This window comes from Rhodococcus sp. GQ147, assembly GCF_059759155.1.
On sequence record NZ_JCAXDU010000012.1, the window covers coordinates 125836 to 147833 of the forward strand.

General features: G+C 69.6%; 20 protein-coding genes and 1 riboswitch. Of the genes, 8 read left to right on the plus strand and 12 right to left on the minus strand.

Translation table 11 applies throughout. The annotated features are described in order from the left end of the window. Positions 1–10: 10 nt before the first annotated feature. Together gnd and AC6CID_RS15310 are read left to right on the plus strand one after the other, a co-directional pair. Positions 11–1462 carry an NADP-dependent phosphogluconate dehydrogenase gene (gene gnd / locus AC6CID_RS15305; RefSeq protein ID WP_482127054.1) on the plus strand — a complete coding sequence of 484 codons (1452 nt, stop codon included), beginning with the start codon at positions 11–13 and terminating at the stop codon, positions 1460–1462. A 4-nt stretch (positions 1463–1466) separates the two neighbouring features. Continuing rightward, the gene (locus AC6CID_RS15310; protein ID WP_220666637.1) at positions 1467–2366 is read left to right on the plus strand and encodes a DMT family transporter; all 900 of its coding nucleotides are present in this window, start codon (positions 1467–1469) and stop codon (positions 2364–2366) included. On the opposite strand, the gene AC6CID_RS15315 is transcribed toward AC6CID_RS15310, so the two are convergent. Next, complete coding sequence (locus AC6CID_RS15315; protein WP_051121633.1) at positions 2320–2961, minus strand: class I SAM-dependent methyltransferase; 642 nt, start codon at positions 2959–2961, stop codon at positions 2320–2322. The genes AC6CID_RS15310 and AC6CID_RS15315 overlap by 47 nt on opposite strands. Before the next feature lie 304 nt (positions 2962–3265). On the opposite strand from AC6CID_RS15315, the gene AC6CID_RS15320 reads away from it, so the two are divergent. The 6 genes from AC6CID_RS15320 (at position 3266) to AC6CID_RS15345 (ending at position 12004) form a co-directional block, all read left to right on the plus strand. Further along, positions 3266–4669 (plus strand): hemolysin family protein, encoded by a 1404-nt coding sequence (locus AC6CID_RS15320; protein WP_019289600.1) that lies wholly within the window; start codon positions 3266–3268, stop codon positions 4667–4669. Beyond that, a complete protein-coding gene (locus tag AC6CID_RS15325; RefSeq protein ID WP_006552756.1) occupies positions 4666–5784 on the plus strand; it encodes a hemolysin family protein in 1119 nt (372 codons plus the stop codon). Before AC6CID_RS15320 ends, AC6CID_RS15325 begins: the two co-directional genes overlap by 4 nt. After that, positions 5781–6719 (plus strand): hypothetical protein, encoded by a 939-nt coding sequence (locus AC6CID_RS15330; RefSeq protein WP_006552755.1) that lies wholly within the window; start codon positions 5781–5783, stop codon positions 6717–6719. The genes AC6CID_RS15325 and AC6CID_RS15330 overlap by 4 nt, the downstream gene beginning before the upstream one ends. A 66-nt stretch (positions 6720–6785) precedes the next feature. Beyond that, complete coding sequence (locus AC6CID_RS15335; protein WP_006552754.1) at positions 6786–8969, plus strand: malate synthase G; 2184 nt, start codon at positions 6786–6788, stop codon at positions 8967–8969. Between the two features lie 142 nt (positions 8970–9111). Then, positions 9112–10845: a substrate-binding domain-containing protein gene (locus tag AC6CID_RS15340; RefSeq protein ID WP_498354183.1), complete on the plus strand. Its 1734-nt coding sequence runs from the start codon at positions 9112–9114 to the stop codon at positions 10843–10845. Between the two features lies 1 nt (position 10846). Continuing rightward, positions 10847–12004: a metallophosphoesterase gene (locus AC6CID_RS15345; protein ID WP_006552752.1), complete on the plus strand. Its 1158-nt coding sequence runs from the start codon at positions 10847–10849 to the stop codon at positions 12002–12004. Positions 12005–12139: 135 nt separating this feature from the next. Here the strand turns inward: AC6CID_RS15345 and gcvP are convergent, their stop codons facing one another. The 11 genes from gcvP to AC6CID_RS15400 form a co-directional block, all read right to left on the minus strand. After that, the gene (gene gcvP / locus AC6CID_RS15350) at positions 12140–14992 is read right to left on the minus strand and encodes an aminomethyl-transferring glycine dehydrogenase (RefSeq protein ID WP_498354184.1); all 2853 of its coding nucleotides are present in this window, start codon (positions 14990–14992) and stop codon (positions 12140–12142) included. A 162-nt stretch (positions 14993–15154) separates the two neighbouring features. Beyond that, a riboswitch (glycine riboswitch) is annotated at positions 15155–15250 on the minus strand. Positions 15251–15367: 117 nt separating this feature from the next. After that, on the minus strand, positions 15368–15994 hold the full coding sequence (locus tag AC6CID_RS15355; RefSeq protein WP_006552749.1) for a MerR family transcriptional regulator: 627 nt from the start codon (positions 15992–15994) through the stop codon (positions 15368–15370). Positions 15995–16233: 239 nt separating this feature from the next. Next, positions 16234–16707 (minus strand): bifunctional nuclease family protein, encoded by a 474-nt coding sequence (locus tag AC6CID_RS15360; protein WP_006552748.1) that lies wholly within the window; start codon positions 16705–16707, stop codon positions 16234–16236. 148 nt (positions 16708–16855) lie between these two features. Next, positions 16856–17593 (minus strand): transcriptional regulator FtsR, encoded by a 738-nt coding sequence (ftsR, locus tag AC6CID_RS15365; protein WP_064852427.1) that lies wholly within the window; start codon positions 17591–17593, stop codon positions 16856–16858. Next, positions 17593–18054, minus strand: a complete 462-nt coding sequence (garA, locus tag AC6CID_RS15370; RefSeq protein ID WP_006552746.1) for a glycogen accumulation regulator GarA — start codon at positions 18052–18054, stop codon at positions 17593–17595. The genes ftsR and garA overlap by 1 nt, the downstream gene beginning before the upstream one ends. Positions 18055–18209: 155 nt before the next feature. Next, positions 18210–18614, minus strand: a complete 405-nt coding sequence (gene gcvH / locus AC6CID_RS15375) for a glycine cleavage system protein GcvH (RefSeq protein ID WP_006552745.1) — start codon at positions 18612–18614, stop codon at positions 18210–18212. Positions 18615–18656: 42 nt separating this feature from the next. Continuing rightward, on the minus strand, positions 18657–19418 hold the full coding sequence (locus AC6CID_RS15380) for a DUF881 domain-containing protein (RefSeq protein ID WP_387399439.1): 762 nt from the start codon (positions 19416–19418) through the stop codon (positions 18657–18659). Between the two features lie 2 nt (positions 19419–19420). Further along, positions 19421–19780, minus strand: coding sequence for a small basic family protein (locus AC6CID_RS15385; RefSeq protein WP_006552743.1), 360 nt, complete (start codon positions 19778–19780; stop codon positions 19421–19423). Beyond that, positions 19777–20640, minus strand: coding sequence for a DUF881 domain-containing protein (locus AC6CID_RS15390; protein WP_024101102.1), 864 nt, complete (start codon positions 20638–20640; stop codon positions 19777–19779). Before AC6CID_RS15390 ends, AC6CID_RS15385 begins: the two co-directional genes overlap by 4 nt. Before the next feature lie 4 nt (positions 20641–20644). Further along, positions 20645–21247, minus strand: a complete 603-nt coding sequence (locus AC6CID_RS15395; RefSeq protein ID WP_217579739.1) for a CDP-alcohol phosphatidyltransferase family protein — start codon at positions 21245–21247, stop codon at positions 20645–20647. A gap of 111 nt (positions 21248–21358) precedes the next feature. Then, positions 21359–21976 carry an NUDIX hydrolase gene (locus AC6CID_RS15400; protein ID WP_217579738.1) on the minus strand — a complete coding sequence of 206 codons (618 nt, stop codon included), beginning with the start codon at positions 21974–21976 and terminating at the stop codon, positions 21359–21361. Between the last annotated feature and the right edge of the window lie 22 nt (positions 21977–21998).

The following is a 21998-nucleotide window of genomic DNA, read 5'->3' on the forward strand; positions in this document are numbered from 1 at the left end:
GCTGTAGACCATGACCGTCGAACGCACCGAAACACCGCAGGCCCAGATCGGCGTGACCGGACTGGCCGTGATGGGCTCGAACATCGCCCGCAACTTCGCCCGCCACGGCTACACCGTCGCCCTCCACAACCGCAGCATCGCCAAGACCGACGCGCTGCTCGCCGAGCACGGCAGCGACGGCACCTTCGTCCGCACCGAAACCATCGACGAATTCGTCGCCGCCCTCGAAAAGCCGCGCCGCGTCCTGATCATGGTCAAGGCAGGCGACGCCACCGACGCGGTCATCAACGAGCTCGCCGACGCGATGGAACCCGGCGACATCATCATCGACGGCGGCAACGCCCTCTACACCGACACCATCCGCCGCGAAGCCGCCCTGCGCGCCCGCGGCCTGCACTTCGTCGGCGCCGGCATCTCCGGCGGCGAGGAAGGCGCCCTCAACGGCCCGTCCATCATGCCCGGCGGCCCCGCCGAATCGTACGAGGCGCTCGGCCCGCTGCTCGAAACCATCGCGGCCCAGGTCGACGGCACCCCCTGCTGCACCCACATCGGCCCCGACGGCGCCGGCCACTTCGTGAAGATGGTGCACAACGGCATCGAATACGCCGACATGCAGCTCATCGGCGAGGCCTACCACCTGCTGCGCGACGCCCTCGGCTACGACGCCGGGCAGATCGCCGACGTCTTCGCCGACTGGAACACCGGCACCCTCGAGTCCTACCTCATCGAGATCACCGCCGAGGTGCTGCGCCAGACCGACGCCACCACCGGCAAACCCCTCGTCGACGTCATCGTCGACGCCGCCGAACAGAAGGGCACCGGCCGCTGGACCGTCAAGGCCGCCCTCGACCTCGGCGTCCCCGTCACCGGCATCGCCGAAGCCGTCTTCGCCCGCGCCCTGTCCGGCTCCCGCGACCAGCGCGCCGCCGCCCGCGGCCTTGCCGCCGGCAACCTCGGCGCCGCCCCCACCGACGCCGCGCAGTTCACCGAGGACATCCGCGCCGCCCTGTACGCGTCGAAGATCGTCGCCTACGCGCAGGGCTTCGACCAGATCGCCGCCGGCAGCGCCGAATACGGCTGGAACGTCGACCGCGCCGCGCTCGCAACGATCTGGCGCGGCGGCTGCATCATCCGCGCCCAGTTCCTCAACCGCATCAAAGAGGCCTACGACGCCGACCCGGCCCTGCCCAGCCTGATCCTCGCACCGTACTTCCGCGACGCCATCGAGATCGGCATCGACAGCTGGCGGCGCGTCGTGGTCACCGCCACCCAACTCGGCATCCCCGTCCCGGCCTTCGCGTCGTCGCTGTCCTACTACGACGGGCTGCGCGCCGACCGGCTGCCCGCCGCCCTCACCCAGGGCCAGCGCGACTTCTTCGGTGCCCACACCTACGAGCGCACCGACAAGCCCGGCAAGTTCCACACCCTGTGGAGCGGGGACCGCTCCGAAGTGCAGGCCTGACCCGATGACGGGCACAGCAGTCGCCGTCCTGTGCGCACTCGCCGCCGCCGCGCTCATCGCGGTCGGCAGTGTCGCGCAACAGACCTCGGCCGCTGCCGTGCCCGACACCGACTCCTTCGTCGGCTCGCTGCTGCGCAGCCCCCGCTGGTGGGCGGGCATCCTCGGCGACGGCGGCAGCTACGTACTGCAGGTCATCGCGCTCGTCTTCGGATCGGTGCTGCTCGTCCAGCCCCTGCTCGTCGCGTCACTGCTGTTCGCGTTGCCGCTCGCCGCCGCCACCACCGGCCGCCGCGTCACCCGCACCACCTGGCTACTCGCCGGCGCACTGTGCGCGGCGCTGGCGATCTTCCTGCTCGCCGGCAACCCCAGCGAAGGCACCGGAGATGCCGCCGCCGCCCGCTGGGCGCTGCCGCTCGGAACGGTGCTCGCCGTCACCGCCGCCGCAGTCGTCGTCGCCCTACTCTCCCCGCGACGGCGGGCACTGTCGTTCGGGATAGCCGCCGGCGTCCTCTACGGCGTGACCAGCGCGTTCACCAAACACGTCACCGACCTCGCCGAACACGGCATCCCGCAGCTGCTCGGCTCGTGGCAGACCTGGACACTCGTCGCCGCCGGCGCCACCGCGATCTACCTGCAGCAACGCGCCTTCCAGGCCGGATCGCTCACCGCATCGCTGCCCGCCCTGACCGTCGGCGAACCGCTCGCCGCGATCGTGCTCGGCATGACGGTGCTCGGCGAACACCTGCGCACCGACGGCTCCGGACGGATCCTCGTCAGCGCCGCCGTCGTCGTGATGCTCGTGACCACCGTGGCGCTCTCCCGCGCCCAGGCCGCCGACACCCCCGCCGACGCCGCGGCTACGCCCGCCCCAGCACCGCCACCAGAAACTCCGCGTCATCGCTGAACGGCCGCAGATCCCAGGTCGACAACCGCACCTGCACCGCCAGACCCGCCTGCTGCGCGTCGGCGAAGAACTCCTCGAACGGATACTCACGGCCCGCCCCGAAACCGATTACCCCCCGGCCCTGCGGCGCCAGATGCGCCGCGAAATTGCGCAGCACCGCCACCCGGGTCGACGGCGCCACGAAGGTCATCACATTCCCCGCGCACACGATCACATCGAAATCGGCGTCGACACCGCGGGCCGGCAGATCCAGCTCGGCCAGATCCCCCACCAGCCACCTCGGCCCCGGATGATCCTCCTCCGCCGCCGCGATCAGCACCGGATCGACATCCACCCCGACCACACTGTGCCCGGCCCGATGCAGATAACCGCCGAGCCGGCCCGGCCCGCACCCTGCGTCGAGAATCCGCGCCCCACGCGGCACCATCGCATCGATCAACCGGGCCTCCCCGACAGTGTCCTGCCCCCGGGCGACCATCGCACGGAACCGTTCGACGTACCACGACGAATGCGCCGGATTCTCCGCCACGATCTCCTCCCACCGGCTCGGCACCCGCTCGCCGCCACCGTGTTCCGGACCCTCGCCGCCGCTCATCCACGCTCCTTCGTTCCACCGGGACACCTGCTCGATCCCCACCGTAGGCGCCGCGCCGTCACCGGCACCGCAACACACGGCAACCACCCTCAGTAGAATCGGTACCCGTCGAAACCACTTCCGGCAAGCAGACACCGTCCGCGACCGGACCCGACGAGAGGACACCGGTGCCCGCGGCACCCACAGCCACCCCACCGCCCGACACCTCCTCCCCCTGCACGGAGTGCGACTCCGGGCCGGAAGGATCCTCTATCGGGCCGGGGCACCACCCCGGCCACCACCCCGCCCGGCAGGACCGCCTCTGATGTCCGTCCTGCTCGATATCGTCGCGCTCCTCGGCTTCGTGGCGCTCACCGCAGGCACCGCCCTGTTCGTCGCCGCCGAGTTCTCCCTGACCGCCCTCGAACGCAGCGCCGTCGACGCGCACGCCCACGACGGCGACCGGCGCGCCCGGCAGGTCCAGCACGCGCACCGCACCCTGTCGTTCCAGCTGTCCGGCGCCCAGCTCGGCATCACCATCACCACACTGATCACCGGCTATCTCGCCGAACCGATCCTCGCGCAGTTCTTCACCCCGCTGTTCGACGCGATCGGATTGAGCACCTCCGTCGCCTCGACCGCCTCGCTGGTCCTCGCGCTGCTCATCGCCACGTCCTTCTCCATGGTCTTCGGCGAACTGGTCCCCAAGAACATCGCCATCGCCCGGCCCATGGGCACCGCCCGCGCCACCGCCGGTCTCCAACTGGCGTTCTCCCTGCTGTTCCGCTGGGCGATCCTCGGACTCAACGGCGCCGCCAACCACATCGTGCGGCGCTTCGGCATCGAACCGGCCGAGGAACTGCGCTCGGCGCGTTCCCCGCAGGAGCTCGGTTCGCTGGTGCGCGCCTCGGCCCGCAGCGGCACCCTCGACGAGCACACCGCCCGCCTGGTCTACCGATCCCTGCAGTTCGGGGACCGCACCGCCGAGGACCTCATGACCCCGCGCAGCACCGTCGAGAGCCTCGACCGCAACGCCACCGTCCTCGACCTCATCGAACTGTCCGCCCGCACCGGCTACTCCCGCTTCCCGATCGTCGACGGCGACCTCGACGCCCCGCTCGGCGTCGTGCATGTCAAGCACGCGTTCACCGTGCCCGGCCCGGCGCGCGGCACCACCGCCGTCGGCGCCCTCGCCCGCCTCGTGCCCACCGTGCCGACCAGCCTCGACGGCGACACCGTCATGGAACGGGTGCGCTCGGACGGCATGCAGGTCGCGCTCGTCGTCGACGAATACGGCGGCACCGCCGGACTGATCACCATGGAGGACCTCGTCGAGGAGATCGTCGGCGACGTCCGCGACGAACACGACGAGACCGAACTCGACGCCCACCGCGACGGAGAGGGCTGGTCGTGCACGGGTCTGCTGCGCACCGACGAGCTCGCCCAGCTCACCGGCTACCGCGCCCCCGACGGCGACTACGAGACCCTCGCCGGGCTGATCCTCACCGAACTCGGCCGCATCCCCGAGGTCGACGACGAGATCCAGCTGCCGCTGCGCCGCGGCGAACGCGACCTCACCTGGTACGCGCGCATCCTCGAGATGGACGGGCACCGCATCGACCGGGTGCTGCTCGTGCCCGGCGCCGCCCCCGACCCCGAGAACCCCGACGGCGACAACGGTGACAGGGACGACGCCCCGGCCGCCGACGAGGGGGGTGCGCAGCGATGAGCGACTGGTTCGGAATCGTCCTCGCCGTTCTGCTGCTCGCCGGCAACGCCTTCTTCGTCGGCGCCGAGTTCTCCCTCATCACCGTCCGCCGAGACCGGCTCGAGACGCTGCTCGCCCAGGGCAAGACCCGGGCCCGCACCGTCATCCACGCCGGCGAACACCTCTCGCTCATGCTCGCGGGCTCCCAGCTCGGCATCACGATCTGCTCGATCCTGCTCGGCCGCGTCGCCGAACCGGCCATCGCGCACCTGATCGAGGTGCCGCTGCATGCGGCCGGGGTGCCCGACGCGCTGCTGCACCCCATCGCGTTCACCATCGGGCTCACGATCGTGGTGGTGCTGCACATCCTGCTCGGCGAGATGGTGCCGAAGAACATCGCCATCGCCGGCCCGGAACGCGCCGCGATGCTGCTCGTCCCGATCCACCTGCTGTTCATGCGACCCGCCCGGCCGGTCATCGCCTTCTACAACCTGTGCGCCAACGCCACCCTGCGCGCGGCGCGCATCGACCCGAAGGACGAACTCGACACCTCCGTCTCCGCCGTGGAGCTCACGGAGATGATCGGCGAATCCCGCTCCGAGGGGCTGCTCGACGAGGAGGAACACAAGCGCCTCACCCGCGCCCTGGCCACCGGCAACCGCACCGTCGCCGACGTGATGATCCCGCTCGCTCGGGTACGCACCGTCCCGCACACCGGCGCGGGCCCGACCCTCGGCGACGTCGAGCACGCGGTCACCACCACCGGCTTCTCCCGGTATCCCACCCGCCGTCCGGACGGCACGATCACCGGCTATGTGCACATCAAGGACGTGCTCGATCTGGTGCGGGAACAGTCCACCGGTCCCGAGACCGTCATCCCCGCCGCGGTGATCCGGGAGCTGCCGACCATCGGGATCGGCGACGGTCTCGACGAGGCGCTCGCCGCGCTGCGCCGCAGCAACGCGCATCTGGCCGGGGTGACCGACACCACCGGAGCACTGCGGGGCATCGTCGCGCTCGAGGACCTCGTGGAAGAGTTCGTCGGAACGGTCCGCGACGCCACCCACCGGGTCGCGGATCCGCTGGGCAACCGCCCCCGCACCACCGCACCCCGATCGACCGAACGAGAACCATGACCCGCTCCCTGTCCGTGACCGACCGCCCGGCGATCCTCACCGAGAACGAGTGGACCGCGCGGCGCGACGCCCATCACGCCGCCGTGGACGAGCTGCTCGCCGGGCATCTCGAACGACGCGCCGCCGGCCGCACCCATCCCGTGCACGACTTCCTGTTCACCTACTACAGCCTGCGGCCGAGTCAGCTGCGGCGCTGGCATCCCGGCTACGGCACCGTGCTGCTCGGCGCGGCCGCGGTGCGCGGCTACCGCGACCATCCCGGCTACGAACGGGCCACCGTCGACGGGCAGCCGGGGGTGCGGGTGAGCCGGGAGGTGCTCGACCGACGCGCCGACACCGTCGACTTCGTCGCGGGGCTGCTCACCGCGACCTCCTCCCGTCCGCCGCAGCTCGGCTGCTTCGGATTGCACGAATGGGCGATGGTGTACCGGGCGGGAGCCGACGGGGTGCGGCACTCGTCGGTGCCGTTGCGGCTCGGCCACACCGGAACCGACACAGTGGTGGAATCAATGCAGCTCCGATGCACCCATTATGATGCGTTCCGGTTCTTCACCCCCGACGCCGTCCCACGCAACGCCACCGAACTGACCCGCGACCAGCAGGTACGCACCGAACAACCCGGCTGTCTGCACGCCGGCATGGATCTGTACAAGTGGGCGTACAAGCTGCTGCCCCTGACGGATTCGGAGCTGACGGTGCGGTGCCTGCGACACGCGTCCGCAGCCCGTGAATTGGACATGCGGGCGAGCCCGTATGATCTCGAGGACTACGGCTACTCGCCCATCAGGATCGAGACTGCCGCAGGACGCGCACAGTACGTCCGCGAGCAGTCGGCGCTCACCCGTCGCGCCGCAGCTCTGAGAGAAGAGCTGGTGAATCGATGTACCGTCCTGCAGACGCACAGAACCACTGCGTCCGTTACTACCGGCGGGTAACATAATCGACGATTCCGTGTGGCCGGGACGTTTCCGGCCGCACAGCAACCGGAAAGAGTGAGGGTGATGACAGAACGCGTGCAGGTCGGCGGACTCCAGATCGCGCAGGTTCTCTACGACTTCATCAACAACGAGGCCATCCCCGGCAGCGGGGTCGACGCGGACACCTTCTGGGCGGGTACCGACAAGATCGTCCACGACCTCGCCCCCAAGAACCGGGCACTGCTCGCCAAGCGTGACGACCTCCAGGCCAAGATCGACGGCTGGCACCGCGACCGCGCCGGACAGCCCCACGACCCCGTCGCCTACAAGGCCTTCCTCGAAGAGATCGGCTACCTCGTCCCCACCCCCGAACCGTTCACCATCGGCACCGAGAACGTCGACACCGAGATCGCCGAGACCGCCGGTCCGCAGCTCGTCGTGCCCGTCCTCAACGCCCGCTTCGCACTCAACGCCTCCAACGCGCGGTGGGGATCGCTCTACGACGCGCTCTACGGCACCGACGTCATCCCCGAAGAGGGCGGCGCCGAGAAGGGCACCGGCTACAACAAGGTCCGCGGCGACAAGGTCATCGCCTGGGCCCGCGACTTCCTCGACAAGGCCGCACCCCTCGCGCAAGGCTCGCACGCCGACTCCACCGGCTACAGCATCGACGGCACCGAACTGAAAGTCACCCTCGAGGGCGGCACCGTCACCGGACTCGCCCAGCCCGACAAGCTCGTCGGCTACCTCGGCGACAAGGCCACCCCCTCCTCGGTGCTGCTGCGCAACCACGGTCTGCACATCGAGATCCAGATCGACCCCGAATCCCCCATCGGCAGCACCGACGCCGCCGGCGTCAAGGACGTCGTCCTCGAATCCGCCGTCACCACCATCATGGACTTCGAGGACTCCGTCGCCGCCGTCGACGCCGACGACAAGGTCGTCGGCTACCGCAACTGGCTCGGCCTCAACCGCGGCGACCTGTCCGAGTCCTTCGACAAGGGCGGCAAGACCCTCACCCGTAAGCTGAACCCGAACCGCGTCTACACCGCCCTCGACGGCAGCGACCTCGAACTGCACGGCCGCTCCCTGCTGTTCGTCCGCAACGTCGGGCACCTCATGACCAACCCCGCCATCCTCGACCGCGACGGCAACGAGGTCCCCGAAGGCATCCTCGACGCGCTCATCACCAGCCTGTGCGCCATCCACGGTCTGCACATCGACGAGGACCACGGCCCGCTCGCCAACAGCCGCACCGGCTCGATCTACATCGTCAAGCCCAAGCAGCACGGCCCCGAGGAATCCGCCTTCACCACCGAACTGTTCGGCCGCGTCGAAGAGGTCCTCTCCCTGCCCACCAACACCCTCAAGGTCGGCATCATGGACGAGGAGCGACGCACCACCGTCAATCTCGCCGCCTGCATCAAGGCCGCCTCCGACCGCGTGGTGTTCATCAACACCGGCTTCCTCGACCGCACCGGCGACGAGATCCACACCTCCATGGAGGCCGGACCCGTCGTCCGCAAGGCCGCCATGAAGCAGCAGCGCTGGATCGCCGCCTACGAGGACTGGAACGTCGACACCGGCCTCGCCTGCGGCCTGCAGGGCAAGGCCCAGATCGGCAAGGGCATGTGGGCCATGACCGACCTCATGCGCGACATGGTCGAGCAGAAGATCGGCCAGCCCAAGGCCGGCGCCAACACCGCCTGGGTGCCCTCACCCACCGGAGCCACCCTGCACGCCACCCACTACCACGAGGTCGACGTCTTCGCGGTCCAGAACGAGCTCCAGGGCAAGAGCCGCGCCACCGTGGACGACATCCTCACCATTCCCCTCGCCGAGAACCCCAACTGGTCCGCCGAGGAGAAGCGCGAAGAACTCGACAACAACTGCCAGTCCATCCTCGGCTACGTCGTGCGCTGGATCGACCAGGGCGTCGGCTGCTCCAAGGTCCCCGACATCCACGACGTCGCGCTCATGGAGGACCGCGCCACCCTGCGCATCTCCAGCCAGCTCCTCGCCAACTGGATCCGCCACGACGTCGTCACCGCCGACGACGTCGTCGCCTCCCTCGAGCGCATGGCCCCCGTCGTCGACCGGCAAAACGAAGGCGACCCCGGCTACCGGCCGCTCGCCCCGAACTTCGACGACAGCATCGCCTTCCAAGCCGCCAAGGAACTCATCCTCGAAGGCACCACGCAGCCCAGCGGCTACACCGAGCCGATCCTGCACCGCCGTCGCCGCGAGTACAAGGCCAAGTACGCCTGACCCGCACACCGACACCACAGGGCCCCGATCCACACGGATCGGGGCCCTGCCCGTCCCCGCACCGCGCGGCGGAGCCGGATCACATCCCGCCCCTCACTAGACTCGACCATCGGATCGACGAACGAAACGAGGCGGACACGACGTGAGCGGGCGACATCGCGGTAGCGGACGACGAGGAATCAGCACCAGCGTCATCGTGGTCACCCTAGGCGTAGTACTCTCCCTGCTCGCCGTCCTCGGCTGGTTCCGCCTCCGCGACAACATCGACAACCAGGCCACCGCCGCCGCCGAAACCTGCGTCGAAGGCGACACCGTCCTGCACATCGCCGCCGACCCCCTCATCGCCCCCGCCCTCACCGAACTCGCCGAACAATGGACCGACGGCGGCGTCCGCGTCATCCGCGACCACTGCGTCACCGCCGAGATCACCGCCGTCGACAGCCTCGCCGCCGCCGACACCCTCGGCACCGACGCCTGGGATCCGACGCTCGGCCCCGAACCCGCCCTGTGGGTACCCCTCGACACCCGTATGAGCGCCCGCGCCGCCGACGCCATCGACGGCACCCCCCGATCCCTCGCCACCTCCCCGGTCGTGCTTGCCGTCCCCACCGACCTCGGCCGCGCCCTCACCACCGCCACCGTCCGCTGGCAGGACCTGCCCCGACTCCAGAACGACCCCGCCGCCATGCGCGAGAGCGGACTCGACATCTGGGGCGCCCTCGGCCTCGCCCTGCCCACCGGCACCGAGACCCACGCCACCACCCTCGCCCTCGAAGCCGTCACCGCCGCCACCACCGGCATCGGCGCCGGACCGGTCACCCTCGAACAGGCCGCCACCCCCGCCGCCATCACCGCCGTGAGCACCCTCGCCCTCGGCGCCGACACCCTCGGCGCGGTCGGTACCACCGCCGACACCCTCGCGGCGCTCGGCACCCACCCCGACACCGCGGCCCCGATCCACGCCGTGCCGGTCATCGAACAGCAACTGCACCGCGCCCTCACAGATGGACAGGTCCGCGGCCTCACCGGCCACCTGCCGATCGGCGTCGCGCCCGTCGTCGACTTCCCCACGGCCGTCGTCGACGCCCCCTGGGTCGACGAGACGCTCGCCCGCGCCGCCGCGGAGTTCACCGACTACGCGCGGCGCCCCGAGCAGGCCGGCATCCTCACCGCCCACGGTTTCCGCACCGCCGACGCCGTCCCCGAACCCGCCGGGGAACTTCCGCTGCCCCGCGTCGACACCGTCCTCGCCCCCGCCGACCCCACCGTCGACGACGTCCTCGTCGCACTGCGTCTCGCCCCGGTGTCCCCGCGCAAGGTCACGATGGTCGTCGACACCTCCACCTCCATGGGCACCCCCGCCGGCGACGGCACCCGCCTCACCGCGACCGCAGGCGCCGTACGCGAGGCCATGCGTCGCGCGTCCATCAACTCGGTGATGGGCATGTACGTCTTCGCCGACACCCCCGAGGGACACCGTGTCGCCGTCATCCGCGACGGACTCACCGCAGCCAAGCGCGCGGCGATGTCCTCGATCCTCGACGACATCGATCTCGTCGACCGCGAACCCGTCTACGCCACTCTCACCGCCGCCTACCGCGACGCCGTCGACAACTACGACCCGGGCCGACCGAACTCCGTACTCGTCGTCGTCGACAGCGACGACCCCGACGAAGCAGCCGCCCGCGACCTGCGCGCCGCGATCGATGAACTCTCGTCCCCCGACACCCCCGTGCGGATCGACGTCGTCGTCCTCGGCGACCGCGCCGACCTCGTCCTCGAACAGGCCGCCGAAGCTACCGACGGCAGCCTCACCGTCGTCGACACCACCGACCCCGCCGATCTCACCGACCTCCTCCGAAAGCTGACGTCCTGACGTGCTCCGACTTCTCGTCGTGGGGGTCTTCCTTGCCCTCCTCACCTACCTGCTGCATCGACGACTCGTCCGGGCACCCGGCCTGCCGCGACCTGCCGCACTCGCCGCCGATCTCGTCCTCGTCGTCCTGTTCGTGCTCACGCTCGGCGCCTCCGGGGTGGGCACGGTGCTCGATCCTGCCTGGGCCCGCCCCATCGGGTTCCTCGGCTGGAGTTGGTTGGCGGTGGTGCTGTACCTGATGCTCGGGCTCCTGCTCATCGGAGTCGCGTTGTTCGTCGCCCGCCTCGCCCGACGCGGGCAACCCCGGCCGATCACCGAGGACGGCACGGTCGAGACCCCGGGACGGGGGCTGCGTATCGCGACCGCCGTGCTCGTCGTGGCCGCGGTCGCCGCCGTCGGATACGGCACGATCGAGGCCGACCGGCCGCAGATCGTCACTGTGCCCGTCGCCCTGCAGGACCTGCCTGCCGGCTTCGACGGTGCCCGCATCGCGCTCGTCACCGACCTGCACGTCGGACCCTCCCGCGGAGCCGACTTCGTGCAAGGTGTCGTCGACCTCGTCGCCGAGGAGCAACCCGACCTGATCGTGCTCGGCGGCGACCTCGCCGACGGCACCGTCGAACTCGTCGGCTCCGATCTCGAACCGCTCCGGCAACTGCAGGCCCCGCTCGGGGTGTACGGCGTCAGCGGCAACCACGAGTACTACTCCGACGACGCCGAATCGTGGCTGAACCACTGGGAGACGCTCGGTGTACGCACCCTGCGGAACGACCATGTCGTCCTCGAGCGGGACGGCGACGTCGTCGCGCTCGCCGGCGTCCACGACTACACCGCCCCCGAACCGCACCACCCCGACATGCCCGCCGCCCTCGCCGGCATCGCGGACGGTACCCCGGTGATCCTCGCCGCCCACCAGCCGCGGCACGTCGACGAGGCACGCGAGCTCGGAGTCGACCTGCAACTGTCCGGGCACACCCACGGCGGACAGATGTGGCCGCTGCGGCCGTTCGTCTCCCTGGCCAACCCGACCGTCACCGGACTCGACCGCTTCGGCGACACGCAGATCTACACGTCCCAGGGCACCGGCGCGTGGGGACCGCCCGTGCGGGTCGGCACTCCACCGGAGATCTCCGTCCTCGAGCTGACCGCCGCGAACTGACGGCCTTGTCTTAGTGGCTCGGTGAGTTTAGTTGTGGACGGCGGACAGTTCTGGATTTCTATAATTTCCGTATCGTTCGGAGTTATCCCATCGATGACGATGGCCGACGGACGTGTCCGTCGGCCATCCCCGGCATCAGCCGCTGTACGCCTCCAGGGGCGGGCACGCGCACACCAGGTTCCGGTCGCCGTGTGCGCCGTCGATACGCCGCACCGCCGGCCAAACCTTGGCTCGGCTCTTCCCCATCGGGAACACCGCGATCTCCCGCGAATACGGGTGGTTCCACTCGCCCACCAGGCATTCCGCGGTGTGCGGAGCGCCGCGCAGCGGATTGTCGTCCACCGGCCACTCCCCTGCCCCGACCCGGTCGATCTCACTGCGGATCGAGATCATCGCGTCGATGAACGCGTCGAGTTCGGCGATGTCCTCGCTCTCGGTGGGCTCGACCATGAGGGTGCCGGCCACCGGGAAGCTCATCGTCGGCGCGTGGAAGCCGTAGTCGGCCAGACGCTTCGCGACGTCGTCGACCGTCACCCCCGTCGCTTTCGTCAGCGGACGCAGATCGAGGATGCACTCGTGGGCGACCATGCCGGTCTCCCCCGTGTACAGCACCGGGAAGTACTCGTCGAGACGACGCGCGATGTAGTTGGCCGACGCGATCGCCGTCAGCGACGCGCGACGCAGCCCCTCGGCACCCATCATCTTGATGTACGCCCAGGTGATCGGCAGGATCGACGCCGATCCGTAGGGCGCCGCCGAGACCGGTCCCGCTCCCCCGAGTCCCGGCTCCGCCGGATGGCCCGGCAGGTACGGGGCCAGATGCGAACGGACGCCGATCGGGCCGACACCCGGACCGCCGCCACCGTGCGGGATGCAGAACGTCTTGTGCAGGTTCAGGTGGCTCACATCGCCCCCGAACTTGCCCGGCCGCGCCAGACCCACGAGAGCGTTGAGGTTGGCACCGTCGATGTACACCTGACCGCCGGCGTCGTGCACGGCACCGCAGATGTCGGCGATGTCGTGCTCGTACACACCGTGCGTGGACGGATAGGTGATCATGATCGCGGCCAGGCGCGCACCGTGGTCGGCGATCTTGGCGCGCAGGTCGTCGAGATCGACATCCCCGTTCGGGCGGCACGCGACGACCTCGACACGCATGCCCGCCATCACGGCGGATGCGGCATTGGTGCCGTGCGCGCTCGACGGGATCAGGCAGATGTCCCGATCGGTGTCGCCGCGATCGAGGTGGTAGTGACGGATCGCGAGCAGACCCGCGTACTCGCCCTGGCTGCCGGCGTTGGGCTGCAGGCTCACGGCGTCGTACCCCGTCACCGCGGCGAGCCAGCCTTCGAGGTCGGCGATGAGGCGGCGGATCCCCGCCGTCTGATCCGCCGGAGCGAAGGGGTGCAGACCCGCGAACTCGGGCCAGGTGATGGCTTCCATCTCGGCGGCGGCGTTGAGCTTCATCGTGCACGAGCCCAGCGGGATCATCGTCCGGTCGAGGGCGAGGTCCTTGTCGGACAGGCGCCGCAGGTAACGCATCATCGCGGTCTCGGTGCGGTAGCGGGTGAACGCCGCATGCTGCAGGAACTCGCTGGTGCGGGCAAGGGCCTGCGGCAGCGCCGTTCCCTCGGCGGCGTCCCCGGCGGTGACGCCGAAGGCGCGCAGGACCGCGTCGACGTGCGCCGCGGTGGTGGCCTCGTCGCACGAGATCGACACGTGATCGTCGTCGACCCGGTGCAGGTTGATGCCGGCCTCGAGGGCGGCGGCGAGCACGGCGTCGACACGCCCCGGGACGCGCACGAGGACGGTGTCGAAGAACTCATCGTGGACAACCTCGACGCCACCGGCGCGCAGACCGTCGGCGAGGCGGCGGGCGTGCCCGGCGACGCGGCGGGCGATGCCGGTGAGGCCTTCGGCGCCGTGGTACGAGGCGTACATGGCCGCGAGCACGGCGAGGAGCACCTGGGCGGTGCAGATGTTGCTGGTGGCCTTCTCACGGCGGATGTGCTGCTCACGGGTCTGCAACGCGAGGCGGTAGGCCGGGTTGCCGTCCGCGTCCACCGAGACACCGACGAGGCGTCCGGGCAGGGTGCGGGTGTGGGCGCTACCGACGGCGAGGTAGCCGGCGTGCGGCCCGCCGAAGCCCATCGGCACACCGAACCGCTGGGTGGTGCCGAAGCACGCGTCGGCACCCTGCTCCCCGGGCGGGGTGATCAAGGTCATGGCCAGCAGGTCGGCGCCGATGGCGACGAGCGCGCCGCGGCCGTGGGCCGCCGCGATGATCGGAGCGGCGTCGATGATGCGGCCCGAAGCGCCGGGCACCTGGAGGATCACGCCGAAGAACTCGCCCTCGGGAAGTCCGTCGGCAGCGAGGTCGACGGTGACGATCTCGATACCGAGCGGTTCGGCGCGGGTCGCCAGCACCGCGGCGGTCTGCGCGAACAGGTTGACGTCGACGACCAGGCGCGGGCTCTTGGACTTGCGGTTCGCGCGGCGCAGCAGGGTCATGGCCTCGGCAGCGGCGGTGGCCTCGTCGAGCATCGACGAGTTCGCGATCTCCATGCCGGTCAGGTCGGCGACCATGGTCTGGAAGTTCAGCAGCGCCTCGAGGCGTCCCTGGCTGATCTCCGGCTGGTAGGGGGTGTAGGCCGTGTACCAGGCGGGGTTCTCGATGATGTTGCGCAACAGCACGGGCGGCGTGAGCGTGTCGTAGTAGCCGTGGCCGATCATCGACGTCGCCACGGTGTTCTGCGACGCGAGTGCCTTCAGTTCGGCGAGTACGTCGTGCTCGGAGCGGGGCGTGTCGAGGACGTCGAGGCCGGTCGGCACGTTGTCTGCACGGTCGTCGAGGATGGCGGCCGGCACCGCGGCGGTGGCGAGGGCGTCGAGGGAATCGACTCCCACGACGTCGAGGATCCGGTTCAGGCCGGCGGTGTCGGGGCCGATGTGGCGATCGGCGAAGTTCGAGGTGACGGCATCTGTCATCGCAGCTCCCGGGCTGGTCGGCGAGGTCCACATGCGCGCGGTCGCGCGAGGTGGTTCCTCCCCCTCTGTCGTGAGCTCGCGGAGCGAGCGCCTGAGAGATTCGGCCGGCCAGAGCCTTTCCCCGTGGGCGGGCGGGTGCTCCCGCCACTTTCCAGAGACGTCGGAGCTCACGCGGTCCCGGTTGCCTGAGAGATTGACGGGGAGGTGCTGCTCCTTCGGCGCCCGGCTCGGTGTCCGGGTCTCTCCCGCGTGATGGCGACGCGTCTTCGAGTCTAGTTCACGTCGCGGGGGTCGAAATACCGCAGGTGCGGAAAGTGCCGCCGGCGGTGGAGTGGAGCGGTCATGTGGTCGGCCGATGCGACATCAGTGGTGTGGTCAGCCGATGCGGCGGTTGATGCGTTCGCGGCGACGCGACGCCAGTTCGTCCTCGGGGCGTTCCTCGACGCCGCCGCCGTCGGCGCGTTCGGCGGGGAAATCGGCGATGCTGCCGGTGAGCTCGCGCATCGCGCCGCTCACCGCGATCCCGAAGACGCCCTGCCCGCCCTGCAGCAGGTCGACGACCTCTTCGGGCGACGTACATTCGTAGACGGTGGTGCCGTCGGAGAAAAGAGTGATCTTCGCGAGGTCGCCCACCCCACGGCTGCGGAGATGGTCGACGGCGACGCGGATGTTCTGCAGCGAGACGCCGGTGTCGAGCAGGCGCTTGACGATCTTGAGGACGAGGATGTCCTTGAACGAGTACAGCCGTTGGCTACCGGAACCGGCAGCCCCGCGGATGGACGGTACGACCAGATTCGTGCGGGCCCAGTAGTCGAGCTGGCGGTAGCTGATTCCTGCGATCTGGCAGGCGATGGGCACGCGGTAGCCGACGAGCTCGTCGGGCGCCGAGTTGTCCGGAAACAGGCCCGGTTGGATCTCGTCGGTCTCGTTCGTCCGCGGCGCCGGATTCGAGCGATCGCCGGAATCGACGCCGAGTGGCTGTCCCTTCGTCCGATCTCGCACTACTGACTCCCTCTCGCGCGCCCAGTTCTGCCTCGCAACGATCGATTGGTGGATCCCCCGACCACATCCGATCATCGAGCCCTCCCAGGCTCACCGAGTCATCCCTGGCGGATCAACTCAGCGTACGCTCCGGTGTTGGGCGTCGGGCTGCGACACGCCGACCGGAAGGCAACGTTCGACATTACTACCGTCACGGCCGACGCGCGCGCCAACGCTCGTCGCCGTGCGACGGACGGCGCTCAGCCGTCCGTCGCCTTGAAATCGTCGGGCGAGACGGAGTCGAGGAACTCCTTGAACTTCTCGACCTCGTCCTCCCGTTCGTCGGGCATGACCAGTCCTGCCTCGGTGAGCACCGGTTCCTCGACGTGGACCGGCGCGCCGATGCGCAAGGCCACCGCGACCCCGTCGGAGGGCCGGCAGGAAACACGCATCCCTCCGTCGAAGACCAGATCCGCGTAGAACGTCCCTTCGCGCAGGTCGACGATGCGCACCTCGCGGAGGTTGCGACCGAACGCCTCGAGGAGGTTCTTGATCAGGTCGTGGGTCAGCGGCCGTGCCGGTTCGACCCCCTGCTGTTCGAGGGCGATGGCGGTCGCTTCGTTCTGCCCGATCCAGATCGGCAGATACCGATCGCCGTCGACCTCCCGCAGCAGGAGGACAGGCTGGTTCTGCGGCTGTTCGATACGAATCCCTACTATCCGCATCTCGCTCATCGCGATGCCTCCGTCCTGCTGCTCGTCGGTGGTGGGACCACCCGACAGGTACTGCCTGGAATTCTAGTGTCCTCCAGCACATCCGTCAGGTGCCGTAGGTCACCACCTGACGGAGGGCCGTGGTCGCACTCGACGACGAATTCGTCGCCTAACGGTCGAGGGCTCCTTGCACCGCCGCTTTCACCAGGCAGGTGTGCAATGTCAACGACAGTGCGGCCAGTTCGCGCACCATCTCCTCGGCGCGCTGCCGTGCCCCGGCGTCGCGGCCCTTCGCGATCGGGCCGGCGATCTGAGCGACGAGCGCGGCCTCGCGGTCGGCGGCGAGCTTGAACGCCCGCAGGTGCCGAACCTCGAGGCCGAACTCCGCCATCGCCTTCGCCGTGCGGGCGAGCAGCACCGCGTCCTCGTCGAAGAAACCGGCCGGGCCCGGCTTGAGCAGGCCCGCCCCCACCAGCTCGGTGAGGAAGGCCGCGTCGATCCCGGCACGGGTGCACAGATCCTCGCGGCTCACCCGGATCTCGCGATCGGTGCGCAGATCCTCCGGCGAGACCTCGCCGCGGGCCACCGCCAGCGAACGCGGCCGGGTGATCCGGGTCTCGACCGATCCCACCGTGGCGGCGCCGCGGTCGATCGCCTCGAGCTGCTCCTTGATCACCTTGAGCGGAAGGTACTGATCGCGCTGCGCGGTGAGCACGTACCGCAGACGCTCGCAATCGGCGATCGAGAAGCGGCGGTAGCCCGAGGGTGTGCGTTCCGGGCTGATCAGTCCCTCGGCCTCGAGGAACCGGATCTTCGAGATCGTCACGTCCGGAAATTCCGGACGCAGGCGGTCGAGCACCGACCCGATCGACATTCCGGCCGGCGCCGGCTGGCGGGCCGCGGTCATCAGCTACCTGCGCCCTGGTTACCTCGCGGACCGGTCAGGAACACCAGCCGGAACTTGCCGATCTGCACCTCGTCGCCGTTCGCGAGAACGGCGGAGTCGACCGGCTCGCGGTTGACGTAGGTGCCGTTGAGGCTTCCCACGTCGACGACCTGGAATTCGCCCTCGTCCTGGCGGAACTCGGCGTGCCGACGGCTGACGGTCACGTCGTCGAGGAAGATGTCGCTGTCGGGATGCCGACCCGCCGAGGTGGTGGGCTGGTCGAGCAGGAAGCGCGATCCTGCATTGGGCCCCCGCTTGACGACCAGCAGCGCCGATCCGGCGGGCAGGCCCTCGACACCCGAGACGGGCGCTTCGGTGGTGGCCGAACCCGCGCCCTCCACTTCGTTCAGGAAGTCGGCGCGAAATACCGAAGTGGTCTCTGCAGGAGTCTCCTCGTAACCCGCGTTGCCGTTCTCGCTCACCGTTTCTCCTTATCCGTTCGACCACCCGGGTGATCCCGGACGGTCGCTGATTCGTTCGCCCCGTTCAGGTCCGACACGGCACACGCCATATCCGACCGTACCCCGCTCTGGGGCACTGACGCAGACAGTCGCGGTCACGTTACCTGTCGGGTCCGTCAGCCTTCCGTGATCCCGCGGTAACCTTCCGCGTCGAGCGTCTCCGCGAGCGCCTCGTCGAGGTCGTTCTCGCTGCCCATCTCCACGTCGACGAGCCAGCCGTCCTCGTACGGGCTGCTGTTCACCAGTTCGGGATTCGCGTCGAGTTCCATGTTGACGGCGGTCACCTTCGCGGTCAGCGGCGCGAACACGTCCGACACGCTCTTGGTGGACTCGACCTCTCCGAAGGACTCGCCGGCGGCGATCTCGGCGCCCGCCTCGGGCAGCTGCACGAAGACCACGTCGCCGAGTTGGGACTGTGCGTAGTCGGTGATCCCGATGCGCACGGTCGTCGCGCCCGTCCTGCGCACCCACTCGTGCTCGGGGGTGTACCGCAGATCCTCGGGTGTCGCGAAATCGGTCAAGACTGGTCCTTTCGGAGACGACGTTCGACCGGAACGTCGGATTCAGTTACCGGGCTGAGAGTATTGGCGTGGCTCGATCTCCCGCAAGGCGGACACCTCCACCTGCGGAGACTGTTCTACGGACAATGATCCGCCCGCACGGGCGACCGTGTCGACCACTCCGCCGGGAATGTTCAGCGCGGCGGCGAGAGTCGGTCCGTCGCCGATGGCGGTGACGGTGTACGGAGCATCGAGTCGGCGGTCGTCGACGACGATGTCGCCGCCCGGTCCGGTGACCCACGAATCGACCCCGATGCGCACGGTCTCACCGTTCGCCCCGGCGATCTGCATCGTGTCGGCACCCGCCGCGCGCAGCTCCTGGATCATGTCGAGCAGCACCTCCGATCCGACACCCTCGCGCGGATCGTCGACGGTGAGAACCACTCCGGGCCCGGTGGCGGGTTCGGTGCCGAGTTGCGCCGACAGCGTGTACAGGCGCGTGCGGGCTTCCTCGAGCGCCGCTTCCGAGCCTTCCTGTTCGAGACTCGAGAGGGTGCGCTCGAGTTCGGTGACCTCCTGGCGGAGAGCGGCTTCGCGGCGATTGAGGTTGTCGAGCAGCACGAGCAGGTCCGCAGGGCGCGCCGAGTCGAGGTCGTCGCCGGTATCGGTCGTACGCACCTGGGTGGCGATGCCGGCGCCGAGCAGGACGACGAGAATCGCCGCGAGGACGAGAAAGACGCGTTGCGATCGGGTGGCGCGCGCAGTGCCGGTTTCGGGCGTTGCGCCGGTGTCGGGTGCGGGGCGGGGTTGTTGCGGTTCGGTCACGGTCAGGCCCCGAACAGGCGACGACGTAGGGCTGCAGCGTTTCCGAAGATACGGATGCCGAGGACGACGATGACCGCGGTCGACAACTGGGTGCCCACGCCGAGCTGGTCGCCGAGCCACACGATCAGGGCGGCGACGAGGACGTTGAAGACGAACGACACCACGAACACCTTCGCGTCGAAGATGTCGTCGAGATAGGCGCGTAGACCGCCGAAGACCGTGTCGAGCGCGGCGACCACCGCGATGGGCAGGTAGGGCTGCACGACATCGGGTACCTGTGGGCTGAACACGATTCCGGCGCCGATCCCGATCGCCAGTGCGAGCACCGCGTAGAGCGCGTGACCGTGTTCGAGTCGCTTCACCTGTACCCCGTTTCTCCACTGCTGCCGAGTTTCCGGACCGTGGCGGCCGGAAACTCGAGATCATCCTCCTCTGCGAGGGTGAATCCCACCCCGTAGAGCTGCTGTATCCCCGCGATGCGCAGGTAGGCGTCGCTGACGACGAAGGTCGTCTGCAGTCGGGAGGGAGATCCCACCGCCGAGACCGTGTACGGGGAGAATACGGGCCGGTTGTCGACGAGCATCGCTCCCCCGGCCTGCCGGATGGTCACCCCGGGACCCACCCGCACGCCCCCGACCTCTACGGCCTCCGCACCGGCCGCCCACAGCGCGTTGACGACCGACTGCAGGTCGCGGTCGAGGACGAGCGCGGTGGGTCGGTCCTCGATTCGCGCCGCATCCGACAGGTTCGGTCGCGCGGTGGGTTCGGTGAGGGTGACCGTGATCCCCGGACCGCGCACCGGTGTTGCCGCGGCTGCGGCCTCGGCGTCGCGGAGTCGGTCGAGGATGGTCGCGCCGTCGCCTCCGTCGGAGAACAGGGCGGTGCGTCGTTCGTCGACCGCGGCACCGAGTTCGTCCCGCTGTGCAGTGAGCGCGGTGATGCGTTCATCCCCTGCCCGGAGGGAGTCGAGGATCTCGGCGCGGGTGCTGTCGGTGCCGGCCTGCACGTCGGCGTTGTGCGCGTACGCGATGCCGATCACGAGGCCGGCGAGGAGAACTCCGGCGCCGAGCCACGCGCGCGACGCGCTCGGAGAGGTGCTCGAGCGCCCCGCAGCCCGGTCCGCGGCGGACGCAGCGTAGCCGGGGTCGAGATGATCCTCGAGGAGCGACTTCAGGAGCGAGGGCACCGGATTGCGCCGGATGCGTTCCCACGCGCGGCTCATCGGATCACCGCCCGGCCGGCACGGTCCGTGCCGTCACGACGGCCTGCCCGAGGTACAGCAGGCCGGTCCACACGTACAGTACGGTCCCCCAGATCAGGGTGGCCCAGCCGAGCGGTCCGGTGATCGGCTCCGAGGCGGGCACGGCGACGGCCCCGAGCATCAGCGGCAGCGCGCACATGAGCAGGAAGGTGGCGCCCTTGCCGAGGTAGAGCACGTCCGGCGGGGACAGTTCCCGGCGCCGGTAGACGGCCAGGGTCGGCGCCAGGACGAGTTCGCGGCCGACGAGGATCACCGCGATCCACCAAGGCACGATGTCGCGCGCCACGAGGGCGACGAGGGTGGCCACGATGTAGAGGCGGTCGACGGCGGGATCGAGAAGGGCTCCGAGGCGGGAGGTCTGGTCGAGCAGCCTGGCGAGTTTGCCGTCGGCCCAGTCGGTGATGCTACTCGCGGCCAGCAGGATCAGCGCCCAGACGTCGGCGTGGGCGACGAGGATGAGATAGAGGAAGACGGGCACACCCAGCAGCCGGACGAAGCTGAGGACGTTCGGCACGGTGAGGATGCGGTCCGATCCGCGCGCGTCGGCGGTTCCGGTCGCATCGGTCATGGTGGGGCCGCTCCGTATTCTCGTGAGGTCGTTCTCGTGATGCCCCGCCGGCGTTCCGTTCGGGCGCGGAGTCCAGCCTTCCACAGCCGCGCGAGCGGAGATTCCGGGGTGTCAGCGCCAGGCGAAGACCGGCTGCTCGAGACCGTCGATGCGGGTGGCCCGCCGGCGCAGCACGACTTCGCGGAATTGGTAGACCACCGCGGCGGTCGGTGCGTGCACGAGGTGACCGCGGAAGGGCCACTGGATCACCGGCTTGTCGGATTCGGGGATGGTGACGAAGCGCGGGTCGACGTCGAGTTCGTCGGTGGTGACGGCGAAGAGCACGTCGACCTCGTCGGGGCTGGGCTTCAGATCGCTCACCGCGGTGTCCGACCACACGACGAACGGTGACATGACGTAACCGGAGCGGGTGATGTAGTCGTCGAGCCGGCCGAGGACGGACTCGGGGCCGAGGTCGATTCCGAGTTCCTCGTGCAGCTCGCGCAGGGCGGCCTCCTCGGGCTGCTCCCCCTCGTCCAGACGTCCGCCCGGCAACGCGAACTGGCCGGGATGTGCCCGCAGACGGGTCGGTCGCCGTGTGAGGGGCATGACGGGCTTACCGTTCCCGTCGTCGAGCACCGCCACGACGACGGCTGCGTGCCGGCGGCCGTCGAGCGGCAGTCGGCGCGAATCGAACGCGTCCAGCGCGTCGCGGACGTTGTCTCTGTCGAGAGGGTGAGCAGCGGGCATGGGTCGACAGTAGTTCGTCACA

Bases quoted from the DNA above. Each gene is read 5' to 3' on its own strand.
- gnd (WP_482127054.1), top strand. From the start codon at position 11: ATGACCGTCGAACGCACCGAAACACCGCAGGCCCAGATCGGCGTGACC.
- AC6CID_RS15310 (WP_220666637.1), top strand. From the start codon at position 1,467: ATGACGGGCACAGCAGTCGCCGTCCTGTGCGCACTCGCCGCCGCCGCG.
- AC6CID_RS15315 (WP_051121633.1), bottom strand. From the start codon at position 2,961: ATGAGCGGCGGCGAGGGTCCGGAACACGGTGGCGGCGAGCGGGTGCCG.
- AC6CID_RS15320 (WP_019289600.1), top strand. From the start codon at position 3,266: ATGTCCGTCCTGCTCGATATCGTCGCGCTCCTCGGCTTCGTGGCGCTC.
- AC6CID_RS15325 (WP_006552756.1), top strand. From the start codon at position 4,666: ATGAGCGACTGGTTCGGAATCGTCCTCGCCGTTCTGCTGCTCGCCGGC.
- AC6CID_RS15330 (WP_006552755.1), top strand. From the start codon at position 5,781: ATGACCCGCTCCCTGTCCGTGACCGACCGCCCGGCGATCCTCACCGAG.
- AC6CID_RS15335 (WP_006552754.1), top strand. From the start codon at position 6,786: ATGACAGAACGCGTGCAGGTCGGCGGACTCCAGATCGCGCAGGTTCTC.
- gcvP (WP_498354184.1), bottom strand. From the start codon at position 14,992: ATGACAGATGCCGTCACCTCGAACTTCGCCGATCGCCACATCGGCCCC.
- AC6CID_RS15360 (WP_006552748.1), bottom strand. From the start codon at position 16,707: ATGAGCGAGATGCGGATAGTAGGGATTCGTATCGAACAGCCGCAGAAC.
- ftsR (WP_064852427.1), bottom strand. From the start codon at position 17,593: ATGACCGCGGCCCGCCAGCCGGCGCCGGCCGGAATGTCGATCGGGTCG.
- AC6CID_RS15390 (WP_024101102.1), bottom strand. From the start codon at position 20,640: ATGAGCCGCGCGTGGGAACGCATCCGGCGCAATCCGGTGCCCTCGCTC.
- AC6CID_RS15395 (WP_217579739.1), bottom strand. From the start codon at position 21,247: ATGACCGATGCGACCGGAACCGCCGACGCGCGCGGATCGGACCGCATC.
- AC6CID_RS15400 (WP_217579738.1), bottom strand. From the start codon at position 21,976: ATGCCCGCTGCTCACCCTCTCGACAGAGACAACGTCCGCGACGCGCTG.